Raw genomic sequence first — 13,687 nt, forward strand, 5'->3', positions numbered from 1 at the left:
CCCGCTCGGCCGTGCCCGGCCGCGCAGGCGCGGCCAGGGTTGACCCGAACGTCACCAGTCCCACACCCGCCCATGAGCGGGTGGAGGACTCAGACCTTCGCGCAGGCGCCGGGGCGCGGCGCGCGGGCGGTGATCACGTAGCGGTCGATCTGCCGGTCCAGGCAGGACGAGCTGCCCTTGTACGCCGTGTGCCCGTCACCGTCGTGGGTCAGCAGCACGCCGTGCTCCAGCTGCCCGGCCAGCCGCCTGGCCAGTTCGTACGGCGTCGCCGGGTCACGCGTCGTCCCCACCACCACGATCGGCGGCGACCCGTGGGCGCGCACCTTCCTGGTGAACCGCCTGCCCTTGACCGGCCAGTACGCGCAGCGCTGCTCGGGATGGTCCAGGCAGTTGACGGCCGCCAGCGCCTCGGTGCTGTTGTCGTAGCTCCCGTCGGGACGGCGTCCGTGGTTGACGTCGGCCAGGGCGAGCATGGCCGTGCCGTCGCCCTTGAAGGCGAGGGTGAGCGCCTGGCGCAGGTAGGGCCAGCTGTCCTTGGCGTACATGGCCTGGGTGACGCCGGCGCGCAGGATGGCCTCGTCGACCTGCCTGCTGTCGCCGTCGTTGCGCAGCGGCGCGCGGTCGGCCCGCTTGTAGAGCGCCTCCAGCCGCCTGGTCGCGGCGGCGACGGTGTGCCGGGGGAACGGGCAGTCCGCGGCCCCGAAGCAGTCGCGCAGGAACGACTCGCGCGCCACCTGGAACCCGCGCTCCTGCGCCGCGCCGAACTCGGCGAGCGTCTGGCCGGGGTCCTCGGCGCCGTCGAGCACCATGGCGCGGATCCGGGTGGGGAACAGGTCGGCGTAGCGGGCGCCCAGGTAGGTGCCGTAGGAGAAGCCGAAGTAGGTCAGCCGGGCCTCGCCCAGGGCGGCCCGCATCACGTCCAGGTCGCGGGCGACCTCGCCGGTGCCGACGTGCGCCAGGAGCTGCTTGCCCGAGTTGGCCGCGCAACCCTGGGCGAAGATCTTCGCCCACGCCTTGGCCCGCTTGACCTCGGCCGCGTTGTCGGGGGTGGGGTCGGCGGCGAAGTAGGCGTCCAGGCCGAGGGGGGACAGGCAGCGCACGGGGGCCGAGGCGCCCACGCCGCGCGGGTCGAAGCTCACCACGTCGAAGTGCTGCCGGACGGCGGCCGACATGACGCTCTTGTCGGACTTCAAGATGGTCGTTCCGGCGCCGCCCGGCCCGCCGAAGTTCAGCACGATCGAGCCGATCTTCCGGCCGGTCGCCGGCAGCCGGACCATGGCGATGCTGATCCGCCTGCCGCCGGGCCTGGCGTAGTCCAGCGGGACCGCCAGCTTCGCGCACTGGAACCCGCTGCCGCACCCCGACCAGGCCAGGCGCTGACCGTAGTAGGCGTTGACCCCGCCGGGCGTGGCCGCGTCCGCGGTGCCCGCCAGGCCGGCGGCGGCGATCAGACCGGCGAGGACGGGCGAGAGAATCGTGATTAAACGTCGCATAATCAAAAATTGACGGGAATACCTTGCGAGCCCCTTTAAGCAGGGTGGAACAGATCATTTGCAAGAAGCGCGCCGGGCTGGGTATCGAGCAGGTCATCCGCACGACTACCAGGGGGAACAGGCCGCCATGTCGCAGCAGAACCGTCCCGTCGAGGGCGAGCACACGTACGAGCAGCACGTCACCTCGACCGGCGAGCACGAAGAGCGGCCCGGCCGCAGCCTCGTCACCACCGACCACGACGTGATCCGCGAATGGGCGCACGAGCGCGGCGCCAGGCCCGCGACCGTGCCCGGCACCGAGCACCAGGGGAGGGCGGGCGTGCTGCGCTTCGACTTCCCCGGCTACGGCGGGGGCGACCTGGCGGAGATCACCTGGGAGGAGTGGCTGGAGACCTTCGACCAGCGGAAGCTGAACTTCATCTACCAGGAGCACAAGAAGGACGGCCGGCAGAGCAACTTCTTCCGGCTGGAGAACCCGGACCGCCAGGACGCCTGACGCCGGAGGGCGGGCCCGCCCCCGCCCTTGGAGGAGCCCGCCGTTCAGCCGCCCTCGGAGACGCGGCGGGTCACCTCGTCGGCCAGCCGGTCGAGCGAGCGGCCGAGCAGCTCGCGCACCTCGTCGGACCTGGCGCTCGTGCCGGGCTCGTCGAGCAGCGACAGGTGGACGGTCACCTCGCTCGTGCCGGCCGCCGAATCGCTCACCTGCAGCCAGCCCGCGTAGTCGGGGTGGTCACGGCCGCCCCACTCCACCCGGAGCTGGTCCTCCTGGGCGCGGAACAGCCCCTCGTGCCGCCCGCTGCCGGGGACCAGGTCGCCGCCCGCCTCGACGGTGCCGGCCCCGCTGTCGTTGACCCACAGCCCCCGAGGCAGCCACCGGTCCATCAGCTCGACGTCGGACGCCACCCCGAACACGATCATGCTGTCGGCCGGCATCCCGCGCGTCGCCTCGAACTCCGCCATCACAGGCCCCCGTTCCCCCCGAATGCCGCCGTACCGGGCGCGGACCGCGCCGCCTGCCGCCGGCAGCCGAACGCGGCGACCATACCCGTGGCATCCGCTCGCAAACAGGCCCTCGCGGGGCCCGTCTCTCCAGCTACGGTGGCTCCGGTGAAACCGTGGCGAGAGGGGAGAACGGCGCGATGACGGAGCTGCCACGAGTGCCGCCGGAGTTGTTCCGGTTCGCCACCACGGAACGGGCGGATCTGCACACGGCCCTCCTCGACGTCCTCGGCACGGCGGCCGAGAACCTGGAGCCCGCGCCGACCGCCGACGAGGTCCGCGACCGCCTGCGCGCCCGCGGCTGGTACGCCCCCGTCGGCGACCACGACCTCACCGGCGCGCTCGGGCAGCTCGCCGGCTGGGGGCTGGTCGAGGTGGTCTTCGACCACGCCGGCGCGTTCGCGACCGCCGAGGAGTACGAACGCCGGAACCTGCGGTACGCGCTGACCGCCCGGGGCGAGGCCGCCCACGCCGGGCTGCGGCAGGCGTCGTCGGCGCCCGCCTCGGCGGGAGCCTTCCACACCGCCGTGCTCGACGCCGTCGCCGACCGGCTGGAGGAGCTGGAGGCGCTGCTGGCCGACCCCGACCCCGGCCGTGACCGGCGGGTGTTCACCTGCCTGCGGGAGCTGGAGTGCCACCTCGAAGGGCTGCGCCGGGACACCGTTCGGCTCAACGGCGAGCTGCGCGGGCTGCTGCGCGCCGACGGCGCCGACTTTGGCACGTTCCACGAGGCCCAGGCGGCCACGGTGGCCTACCTCCAGGAGTTGGTGACCGGGCTGGAGCAGCGCGGCGAGACCGTGGCGCGGGCGCTGCGCGGCGTGGCCGGGCGCGGCGTCGGCGTCCTGCACACCCGCGCGCTGGCCGGCGCCGACCTGCCCCGGGTCCCCGGCGCCGACCTGGCCACCCCCTGGCTGGCCGCCCGCGCCGCCGCCTGGGCCGACCTGCGCCAATGGTTCGACCCGACCGCCCCGGGCACCCCTGAGAGCGGCGCGGGGAGTGGCGTCGGGCCCCGGCTGCGGCGGTTGCACGACGTGGCCAGTGAGGCCATCGCCACCCTGCTCGGGCTGCTCGACCGCGTCACCGCCGCCCGGCTCCCGTCCTCCGGCGCCGCCGCCGACTTCCGGGCGCTGGCCCGCTGGTTCGCCACCGCGCCGGGCGAGGACGACGCCCACCGGCTCTGGGACGCCGCCTTCGGCCTCGGCCCGTCCCGGCACGCCCATCTCGGGCACGCCGACGCCGAGCTCGTCCCGGCCGGGACACCGTGGGCGGAGGCCGGGCCGGTGGCGGTCTCGGCGCTGCTGCGCTCGCGGGGCAGGACCGAGCGCATGGGCCGCACCGGGCGGGTCCGGGACGTGGCCGCCCTGCGCGCCGAGCGCCGCGCCCGCGCCGAGAAGGAGCACGCCGGGCTGGAGGCGGCCTGGCAGGCGCTGGCCACCACCGGCTCGGTACGCCTGTCCCAGCTCGGCGCGCTCGACCACGACACCCTGGGCAGGCTGCTCGACCTGCTGGGCCGCGCCCTGGCCGCCCGCCCCGACGCCACCGGCCTGCGCCGGGCCGTTACCTCCGACGGCCGGGTCGAGGTCGTGCTGCGGGCCCCCGGCGACGGCGCGGTCGCGGTGCTGCGCACGTCCGAGGGCTGGTTCCGCGGCCCCGACTACCTGCTCGACGTGCGCTCCCCGGGCGTACCCGGCCACGGGAGGGCGGAAGGGGCATGAGCCGCCTGGCCAACCAGCTCGTCAGGGCGGAGAAGGAGGAGATCGCCCGCGCGATCAGGACCCTCCTCGCCCGCCCGTTCCTGTCGGCGGACGACGAGCCCGCCGCCTTCGCGGTGATCAGGAAACGGCGGGAGCCGCTGACCCGGTGGTTCGACTACTTCTGCGGCTGGCGGCTGGTCGTCGAGCCCCGCGAGGGTTACGCCCGCCTGGTCAAGGTCGGGTCGCGGCCGACGGCCACCCGTCCGGCCCGCCGACGCCGCGCGGGCGGGGCGCCGTTCGACCGCCGCCGCTACACGCTGCTGTGCCTGTGCGCGGCCGAGCTGCTCGCCGCGCCGGTCACCACGATCGGCATGCTGGCCAGGCGGGTGGCGCGGGCGGCGGCGGTCGAGGCGGGCGTGCCGGCGTTCGACCCCGTCGGCGCCGACGAGCGGGCCGCCTTCGTCGACGCGCTCAAGCTGCTCGAACAGCACGGCGCGATCACCCCCACGGACGGCGCGACCGACGCCTACCTCGGCGACGAGGAGGCCAAGGTGCTCTACCGCGTGGACACCACCCGCGTGATCAGGCTCCTCGCCGCCCCCGTCCCGCCCTCCCGCCTGCCCGGGGCGGACACGACCGCTCTCACCCTTGAGGCCCGTTACGGCGGTGACGAACCCACGGAGACCCAGCGTGCCCTGTGGGTCCGCCACTCCCTCGTCCGCCGCCTGCTGGACGAGCCCGTCGTCTACCGCGACGAGCTGACCCCGGCCCAGGCCGCCTACGCCGCCTCGCCCACCGGCCGCCGGATGATCCGCAGGGCCGCCGAGGAGGCCGGGTTCGTGCTGGAGGAGCGCGCCGAGGGCTTCCTGCTGGTCGACACCGAGGCCACCGCCACCGACACGCGGTTCCCCGACGACGGCAGCCACGCCAAGGTCGCCGCCCTGCTCCTGCTCGACCTGCTGGTCACCGCCGGGCCGCTGGCCGCCGCCCGCCTCGACGAGGAGGCCGCCGAACTGCTGCGGCGCTTCCCCCACTGGGCCAAGGCGTACCGGTCGGACGGGGGCGCGGCCCGGCTGGCGGCCGACGCGCTGGAGGTTCTCGCGCTGTTCGGGCTGGCCCGCCGTACCGGCGACCGGGTGGCCGCCCTGCCCGCCGGAGCCCGCTACCGGGTCGATCGCGGCCCGGCCGACACGGAGGACGCATGACCCTCACCGAGCCCACGCCCGCGCGCACCGCCCCGGGCACGGAGCGGCGCTGGATCCCCGTACGCGCCGGGATCCTCAACGTGTGGCGCTACTACGACGAGGTGTTCGAGTTCCACCGGGGCAGGCTGCTGCTGCGCGGGCCCAACGGCAGCGGCAAGTCCAAGGTGCTCGAACTGCTGCTGCCGTACGTGCTGGACGCCAGCCTCAAGCCCAGCAGGCTGTCCACGTTCGGCGGCACCGAGCGGACCATGCACTGGAACCTCATGGGCGACGGCGCGAACGGCGTCACCCGCGTCGGCTACGTGTGGCTGGAGTTCCAGCACCCCGACGGCCGCTGGTTCACCTGCGGCGCGCGCCTCCAGGCCACCGCCCACACCAAGAACGTCACCGCCGCCTACTTCACCACCGGCTCCCGCGTCGGCCTGCCCGGCGGCGTCCGGCTCACCGGCGACGGCGGCCAGCCGCTGACCAGGGCCCAGCTCACCGACGAGCTGGGCGAGACGGGAACGGTCCACGAGTCCGCCGAGGTCTACCGCGCCGTCGTGCGCCGCACGCTCTACGCCGGGCTCAACGAGCAGCGCTACGACTGCCTGCTCACCGCGCTGCGCCAGCTGCGCACCCCCAAGCTCTCCGAACGCCTCGACCCCGGCCTGCTGTCCGACCTGCTGTCCAGCGCCCTGCCGCCGCTCGGCGAGGGCGAGCTCCACGAGATCGCCGACGGGTTCGAGCGGCTCGACCGGCGGCGCGAGGAGCTGCGCGTGCTCGACCGCGACGTGGAGGAGGCCGACCGGCTCGCCGGCGTCCAGCGCGGCTACGCCCAGAAGGTGCTGCGGGCGGCCGCCGCCGCGGCCCTGTCCGCTGGGCAGGCCGTCGACGCCCTGGCCGCCGAGGTCAAGGCCGGACGCGAGGCGCTGCGGCAGGCCGACGACGAGCTGGCCGCCGCCGCCGTCCGGCTGTCGGAGGAGGAGGCCCAGGAGCTGGCCCTGGCCGCGCAGATCGACGGGCTCAAGGAGAGCGAGGCGTACCGGGCGGGGCGCGACCTGCACCGGCTGCGCACGCAGGCGCAGGAGGCGCACGAGTCGGCGGCCCGGCTGCGCGACCAGGCCGGGGCGGCGGCCCGCGCCGCGTCGGGCAGGCAGGAGCTGTCGCTGCGCGCGGCGGCCGTCGCCCGCGCCGCCACCGGCCTGGCCGACCGCTCCCGCGCCGAGGCCCGCCGGGCCGCCGAACGCGCCGGGCTGCTCGCGGTCCACCTGGAGTGCGAGCGCCCGGTCCCCGAGCCCGAGGGCGGCGGCGTCCTGGAGGAGGGGGAGCGGGGCGACGACGGCGAGGAGGCCGTACGCCGCGCCCGTGAGCTGCTGCGCGCCGCCGTCACCAGCCGCGCCAGCCAGATCCGCGAGGTCAGCGTGGCGGCCGTCGAGCACGAGGAGGCGATCGGCCGCCGCACCACCGCCGAGCACGACCGCGACCGCGCCCGCGACGACCTGGCGGCGGCGAGCGCCGCCCACGACCTGGCCGGCGCCACCCGCGACGAGCGCGCCCGCGACCTGGCCGCCGCCCTGGAGGAGTGGGCCCGCGGCTGCGTCCAGCTCCGGCTCGACCCCGAGGAGCTGGCGGCCCTCGCCGACCGGCCGGAGCAGGCCGACGAGCTGGTCGGCGCGGCCCGCACGGCGGCCGAGGTCCGGCTGGCCGCCCGCGAGCACCACCTGACCGGCCTGCGCGACCGGCTGCACGCCGAACGCGCCGAGCCGGCCCGCGAACGCGAACGCCTGGCCGAGCTGACCGCGCTGGAGCCGCCCCCCTCGCCCGCCCGCCCCGCCTCCCGGTCGGGACGGCCCGGCATGCCGCTGTGGCGGGCGCTGGCCTTCCGGTCCGGCGTCGACCCCGTCACCCAGGCGGGCGTCGAGGCGGCGCTCGAAGCCTCGGGCCTGCTCGACGTGTGGCTGCTGCCCGACGGCGGCATGGATCCCGGCGAGCACGACGCCTTCGCCGCCTCCGCTCTGGCCCGGCCCGCGCCCGGCCAGAGCCTGGCCGACGTGCTGTCGGCGGAGCCGGGCGCGCCCGTCTCGGCCGGCCGGGTGCTCGCGGGCGTCGCCTTCGCCCCCACGGCGCTCGGCCTCGACCACCCCGCGGCCGTCGGCGCCGACGGCACCTGGCGGCTCGGCCCGGCCGCCGGGCGTTGGGTCAAGCCGGAGCCCTCCTACATCGGCGACGCCGCCCGCGAGCGCGCCCTGCGCCGCCGCGTCGCCGAGCTGGACGACCGGCTGTCCGACCTGGCCGGCACGATCGCCGAGTGCGACCACCTGTTCAGGGTGCTGGCCGGCGACCGCGACACGCTCGCGGCCGAGCTGCGGCGGCGGCCGGACCGCGGCCCGTACGCCGGGGCCGCGCGGGCCCTCGACGAGGCCGTGGGCAAGGTCGCCCTGCTGGAGGACCAGCTCCGCGCGCACGAGCGGCGCCTGCACGAGCGCGAGAAGGAGGCGGCCAGGTCGCTGCGCCGGCTGACCGAACTGGCCGCCCGGCACGCCCTGCCCGCCGCCCGGCCCGCGCTCGACCAGCTGGAGGCGGCCCTGCGCGCCGCCGAGTCCACCGGCGGCGTCTGGCACGACCGGCGCGGCGACGCGCGCGCGGCCAGGGAACGCGCCGGGCAGGCGGCCGAGACCGCCCGCGAGTACCAGGACCTCGCCGTACGCGCGATGGAACGGGCCGAGGAGGCGGCCGACGCGGCCGTGGTGCTGGCCGAGAAGCTGGCCATCGTCGAGTCCACGGCGGGCGCGGGGGACCTGGACGTGCTCGGCCGGCTCCAGGACGTCCAGACCGCCTACCAGGGCTGCCGCCGCCTCATCCGGACGGTCCACGACGACACGGCCCGGCTCAACGCCCGCCTCGGACGGCTCAAGGGCGAGCTCGGCCGGGCCGAGGAGAAGCACGCGGAGGCCGGACGCGCCCGCGAGGCGGTCTGCGCGCGCTTCCGCCGCCTGATGACCGGCCACCTGCCCGCCGACGCCGGAGTACCGGCCGGGCTCGCCCCCGACGCCGGGGTGCGGGCGGTGCTGGAGGCCGCCGGGGACGTGGCCGGGCGGCTGGCGGCGGTGCCGTACGAGCGGCGCGACGTCAGGGAGGCCGAGGCGCGCCTGCGGGACGCCTTCCACCACGCCAGGGAGGTCCTGGTCGGCCGGGCCGAGCTGGAGCTGGTCCCCGACGAGGACGCCCAGGTGCTGACCGCCACCGCCGGCGGCATGCGGGCGGGCGCGGCGGCGCTCGGCAGGGCGCTGCGCGACGAGCGCGACGATCGGCGCGGCGACATCACCGAGGCCGAGCGCGACCTGTTCGACCGCACGCTGGCCGGGGACACGCGGCGGCACCTGGCCGACCGCATCCGCCAGGCCGCCGCGCTGGTCGAGGGCATGAACCAGCGGCTCGAACGCGTCCGCACGGCCTCGCGGGTCGCGGTGCGCCTGGTCTGGCAGGTCGACCCCACCCAGTCCCCGGCCACCCGCGCGGCCCGAGACCTGCTGCTGCGCGACCCGGCCGGGCTGGGCGAGGCCGACCGCGAGGCCCTGTACGCCTTCTTCAGGGACCGCGTCGAGGAGGCCCGCGCCGACGACTCCTCGGCCGGCTGGGAGGACCAGCTCATGAAGGTGCTCGACTACACGGCCTGGCACCGGTTCGTGGTGCGCCTCGACCGCGGCGACGGCCAGGGCTGGCAGGACCTGACCAGGAAGCTGCACGGCGCCCTGTCCGGCGGCGAGAAGGCCATCGCCCTGCACCTGCCGCTGTTCGCGGCCGTGGCCGCCCACTACCGGACCGACCCCGGCTGCCCCCGGTTCATCCTGCTGGACGAGGTGTTCGTGGGCGTCGACCGGACCAACCGCGGCCAGGTCTTCGACCTGCTGGTGAACCTCGGCCTCGACCTCGTGCTCACCTCCGACCACGAGTGGTGCGAATACCGCGAGCTTGACGGCATCGCCATCCACCAGCTCATCACCGGCGACGGCGACGACGCCGTGACCACGGCCCGCTTCGTGTGGAACGGCTACCGGACGGTCCCCACCGAGACCTTTGATTAGAAAGGTTCTTTACTACCAGGGGACGCGTCCGTATGGTGGGGGCAACCCTCGGGAGGCGGTCATGAAGATCCGCACCGCTGCGGTCGTGCTGACGACCCTGCTCGCCACTTCGGTCTCGGCGTCGGTAACCGTCTCGCCCAGCGCGACGGCGGCGGCCGCCGTCGCCTTCGGGACGATCGTGCCCGCCCCGGTGAGCGCGGTCCCGGCGGCGGGGGTGACGTACCCGATCACCGCCGCGACGGCCCTGTACTCCGACGTGCCCGAGCTGGGCGAGCAACTCGCGGGGCGGTTGCGCCGCTCCACCGGCTACCCGGTCCCGATCGTGTCCGCCCCGCCGGCGGACGGGATCGCGCTGCGGCTGGGCACGGTGGCCGGCGGGGACGAGGCGTACCAGCTCGACGTGACCGCCACCGGGATCGTCGTGCTGGCCAACCGGGCCGCCGGGCTGTTCGACGGGGTGCAGACGCTCCGGCAGCTGCTCCCGTACGCGGCCGAGGCCGCCACCGTGCAGCCGGGGCCGTGGCCGGTGCCGGGCGGGCGGGTCGTGGACCGGCCGCGCTACCCGTACCGGGGCGCGATGCTCGACGTGGCCAGGCACTTCTTCCCGGTGGACGCGGTCGAGCGGTACCTCGACCAGATCGCGCTCTACAAGATCAACTACCTGCACCTGCACCTGTCCGACGACCAGGGCTGGCGCATCGCGATCGACTCCTGGCCCCGGCTGGCCTCCTACGGCGGCGGCACGGCGGTCGGGGGCGATCCCGGCGGCTTCTACACCAAGGCCCAGTACCAGGAGATCGTCGCCTACGCCGCCGCCCGAAATATCACCATCGTTCCGGAAATCGACACGCCGGGGCACACCAACGCCGCCCTCGCCTCCTACGGCGAGCTGACCTGCGACGGCGTCGCCCCGCCGCTCTACACCGGCACCGAGGTCGGGTTCAGCACGCTGTGCACGTCCAAGGAGATCACCTACACCTTCCTCGACCAGGTGGTCGGCGAGCTGGCCGCGCTCACCCCCGGCCCGTACCTGCACATCGGCGGGGACGAGGCGTCCTCCACGACGCCCGCCGACTACAAGGCGTTCGTCGACCGGGCGCAGGGCATCGTGGCCGCCCACGGCAAGACCGTCATCGGCTGGCACGACGTCGTCAACGCCACCCCGCTGCCCTCCACGGTCGTCCAGTACTGGGGCAGCGACCCCACCGAGACGGCGGTCTCGACGGCGGGCCGCAAGGTCGTCATGTCCCCGGCGAGCCGCGCGTACCTGGACATGAAGTACAACCGGCGCACCCCGCTCGGCCAGACCTGGGCGGGCACGATCGAGGTCAAGGACGCCTACGGCTGGGATCCCGGCGCCTACCTCAGAAGGCTCCCGCCCGAGCAGGTGCTCGGCGTCGAGGCGCCGCTGTGGACCGAGACGCTCAGGACGTCGGCCGACCTTGAGTACATGGCCTTCCCCCGCCTGCCCGCGCTCGCCGAACTGGGCTGGTCCCCGTCCGCCACGCACGACTGGACCGCGTTCCGGCAGCGGCTGGGCGCGCAGGGCCCGCGCTGGCGCGTCATGGGGATCGCCTACTACCGCTCCACCCAGATCGCCTGGCCCTCCGGTTCGTAGGAGCCCCCCTCAGGAGCTGCGCATGTCCCGATCGATCAGATGCGTCCTCGCCGTGCTCGTCCTGCTGCTCGCCTCGGGGGTGGTGAGCGCCGGCAGCGCCGTCGCGGCGGCCGGTTCGACCGAGCTGGCCTCGGGCTGGGCGCTGCGCCCGGCCACCGGCCTCGCCGACACCGGCGCGGCGATCTCCACGCCCGGGTACGCCACCAGCGGCTGGAACCCGGTCACCCTGCCCTCGACCGTCCTGGCCGGCCTGGTCGCCAACGGCGTCTACCAGGACGTCTACTTCGGCCAGAACCTCAAGAACGTGCCCGACCTGACCACCCAGGACTGGTGGTTCCGCGGCGAGTTCACCGCCCCGGCCACGGCCCCCGGGCAGGTCTACTGGCTGCGGTTCAAGGGCCTCAGCTACCGCGCCCAGATCTGGCTGAACGGCGTGCAGCTCGACGCCGCGGCGGTGGGCACGTTCGTCGGCCACGAGTACGACGCGACCGCCGCGATCAGGCCCGGCGCGGCCAACGCGCTGGCCGTCCGGGTCACCCCGCCGCGCCACGACTGCAAGGACCTGTCCGCCTGCACGGTCGACTGGAACCCCGAGGCCCCCGACATGAACGCGGGCATCTGGAACACGACCCTGCTGGACACCACGGGCCCGGTGGCCCTGCGCGACCCGTACGTGCGCACGACCCTGTCGGGCACCGCCGCCGACCTGAACGTCTACGTGGACGCCGTCAATGCCACGAACGCCCCCGTCACCACCACGGTCAGCGGCACGATCGCCAAGGCGGGCCGGCCCGACCTCACCTTCTCCCAGGACGTCACGCTGGCCGCCCGCGAGCGCAAGGAGGTCGCCTTCGCGCCCCTCCACGTGAGCGATCCGGTGCTGTGGTGGCCCTACCAGTTCGGCAGCCCCGAGCTGTACCGGCTGACGGTCACCGCGGGCGCCTCCGACAGCAAGTCGATCGACTTCGGCATCCGCCAGGTCACCGACTACCGCACCACCGTCAACGGCACCTCGTTCGCCGGATACAAGATCAACGGCCGGCCGATCCTGCTGCGCGGCGGCGGGTACGTGTGGGACCTGATGCAGCGCTGGGACACCAGGACGAACGCCGCCCACATCAACTACGTCAAGGACATGGGCCTGAACACCATCAGGCTGGAGGGCACCCTCGGCAACGAGGAACTGTACGACCTGGCCGACAAGGCAGGCATCCTGGTCATGCCGGGCTTCGTCTGCTGCAGCGCCTGGGAGGACGACAGCGCCTGGACCGCCGAGCAGGAGCAGGTCGCCCGCGCGTCGCTGGACAGTCAGTTGCGCTCGCTGCGGCACCACGCCTCGGTGTTCCTGTGGACCTACGGCAGCGACCAGCCGCCGACGGCCGCGCACCTGGCGGCTTACAAGGGCGTGGCCGCCGCCCTGCACTGGCAGAACCCGACCCTGGACAACGTCGCCACCTGGTCCAACGCCGACGCCGGCATGAAGATGGACGGCCCGTACGTGTGGGAGCCGCCGGTGCTGTGGTGGGACGAGAGCCGCAGCGGCGGCGCGTTCGGCAGCACGGGGGAGGAGGGCACCGAGGCGCCGCCGCCCCTGGAGACCCTCCAGCGGTTCCTGGCGCCCGCCGACATCTGGCCCATCGGCACGGCGTACAACTACCACGCCGGCAAGCCGGGCAGCGTGTTCGACACCATCGCCCCCTACACCACCGGCCTGACCAGGCGTTACGGCACCCCGACCTCCGCCGCCGACCAGTCGCGCAAGTCCGAGGCGCAGAACTACGAGAACGCCCGCGCCTTCTTCGAGGCGTGGAGCGCCAGGCAGCACGTCCGCTCGTTCGGCTCGATCTTCTGGATGCTGAACAACGCCTGGCCGTCGGTCCACTGGAACCTCTACGACTACTACCTCAAGCCCGGCGGCGGCTACTTCGGGACCAAGAAGGCCACCGAGCCCGTGCACATCGCCTACGACTACCTCACCCGGGCCGTCCACGTGGTCAACTCCACCCTCGCCACCAGGTCCGGGCTGACCGCCACGGTCTCCGTGCACAACCTGCCGGACCTGGCCCAGAAGTACACGGCCTCGGCGCCGGTCACCGCGACCGCCAACGCCGGCGTCCAGGTCCTGACCGTCCCGGCGCTGACCGGGCTGTCAGGGACGTACCTGATCAGGCTCCAGCTCAAGGACGCGGCCGGCGCGAAGGTCAGCGACAACGTCTACTGGTACTCCACCTCGCCCGACACGCTCGGCAACAAGAGCAACTGGTACCGCACCACGCCGAAGACGTACGCCGACCTCACCGGCCTGAACGCCCTGCCCACGGCCAATGTCACGGCCACCGCCGTCCGCGCCGTCTCCGCCGGGACCGAGACCGTCACGATCACCCTGACCAACCCCTCCGGCCTGGCCTTCCTCGTACGCCCGGAGGTGGTCGCGGACGGGCGCGAGGTCGTCCCGGTCACCTACACCGACAACTACGTCACGCTGTGGCCGGGGGAGTCCACGACGATCACCGCCACGTACCGGACGTCCGACCTCACCGGCCACCAGCCGTCGGTACGGGTACGCGGCTACAACGTCCCCACCACCACGATCCCTCTCCCCTGACCCGGG

The 13,687-nt window shown here is 74.6% G+C and carries 8 protein-coding genes; 6 read left to right on the forward strand and 2 right to left on the reverse strand.

The annotated features are described in order from the left end of the window. Positions 1-89: 89 nt before the first annotated feature. Positions 90-1,493, reverse strand: a complete 1,404-nt coding sequence (locus ACWCSU_RS21895) for an alpha/beta hydrolase (protein WP_449937067.1) — start codon at positions 1,491-1,493, stop codon at positions 90-92. Between the two features lie 127 nt (positions 1,494-1,620). Here ACWCSU_RS21895 and ACWCSU_RS21900 point away from each other — a divergent pair, with 127 nt between their 5' ends. Next, entirely contained in the window at positions 1,621-1,989 is a 369-nt protein-coding gene (locus ACWCSU_RS21900; RefSeq protein WP_449937068.1) for a hypothetical protein, read from the forward strand. Positions 1,990-2,033: 44 nt separating this feature from the next. Here the strand turns inward: ACWCSU_RS21900 and ACWCSU_RS21905 are convergent, their stop codons facing one another. After that, positions 2,034-2,453, reverse strand: coding sequence for an SRPBCC family protein (locus tag ACWCSU_RS21905; RefSeq protein ID WP_357707529.1), 420 nt, complete (start codon positions 2,451-2,453; stop codon positions 2,034-2,036). Between the two features lie 179 nt (positions 2,454-2,632). On the opposite strand from ACWCSU_RS21905, the gene ACWCSU_RS21910 reads away from it, so the two are divergent. From ACWCSU_RS21910 to ACWCSU_RS21930, 5 genes are all read left to right on the forward strand, one after another. Next, the gene (locus ACWCSU_RS21910) at positions 2,633-4,207 is read left to right on the forward strand and encodes a TIGR02677 family protein (RefSeq protein WP_449937070.1); all 1,575 of its coding nucleotides are present in this window, start codon (positions 2,633-2,635) and stop codon (positions 4,205-4,207) included. Next, entirely contained in the window at positions 4,204-5,391 is a 1,188-nt protein-coding gene (locus ACWCSU_RS21915) for a TIGR02678 family protein (protein ID WP_449937072.1), read from the forward strand. The genes ACWCSU_RS21910 and ACWCSU_RS21915 overlap by 4 nt, the downstream gene beginning before the upstream one ends. Beyond that, entirely contained in the window at positions 5,388-9,458 is a 4,071-nt protein-coding gene (locus ACWCSU_RS21920) for a TIGR02680 family protein (RefSeq protein ID WP_449937073.1), read from the forward strand. Before ACWCSU_RS21915 ends, ACWCSU_RS21920 begins: the two co-directional genes overlap by 4 nt. 61 nt (positions 9,459-9,519) lie before the next feature. Further along, complete coding sequence (locus ACWCSU_RS21925) at positions 9,520-11,076, forward strand: family 20 glycosylhydrolase (protein ID WP_449937075.1); 1,557 nt, start codon at positions 9,520-9,522, stop codon at positions 11,074-11,076. 22 nt (positions 11,077-11,098) lie between these two features. Beyond that, a complete protein-coding gene (locus tag ACWCSU_RS21930; protein WP_449937076.1) occupies positions 11,099-13,681 on the forward strand; it encodes a glycosyl hydrolase 2 galactose-binding domain-containing protein in 2,583 nt (860 codons plus the stop codon). The last annotated feature ends 6 nt before the right edge of the window (positions 13,682-13,687 follow it).

Source organism: Nonomuraea sp. NPDC001699 (genome assembly GCF_053596455.1).

Bases quoted from the DNA above. Each gene is read 5' to 3' on its own strand.
- ACWCSU_RS21900 (WP_449937068.1), top strand. From the start codon at position 1,621: ATGTCGCAGCAGAACCGTCCCGTCGAGGGCGAGCACACGTACGAGCAG.
- ACWCSU_RS21895 (WP_449937067.1), bottom strand. From the start codon at position 1,493: ATGCGACGTTTAATCACGATTCTCTCGCCCGTCCTCGCCGGTCTGATC.
- ACWCSU_RS21920 (WP_449937073.1), top strand. From the start codon at position 5,388: ATGACCCTCACCGAGCCCACGCCCGCGCGCACCGCCCCGGGCACGGAG.
- ACWCSU_RS21925 (WP_449937075.1), top strand. From the start codon at position 9,520: ATGAAGATCCGCACCGCTGCGGTCGTGCTGACGACCCTGCTCGCCACT.
- ACWCSU_RS21905 (WP_357707529.1), bottom strand. From the start codon at position 2,453: ATGGCGGAGTTCGAGGCGACGCGCGGGATGCCGGCCGACAGCATGATC.
- ACWCSU_RS21910 (WP_449937070.1), top strand. From the start codon at position 2,633: ATGACGGAGCTGCCACGAGTGCCGCCGGAGTTGTTCCGGTTCGCCACC.
- ACWCSU_RS21915 (WP_449937072.1), top strand. From the start codon at position 4,204: ATGAGCCGCCTGGCCAACCAGCTCGTCAGGGCGGAGAAGGAGGAGATC.
- ACWCSU_RS21930 (WP_449937076.1), top strand. From the start codon at position 11,099: ATGTCCCGATCGATCAGATGCGTCCTCGCCGTGCTCGTCCTGCTGCTC.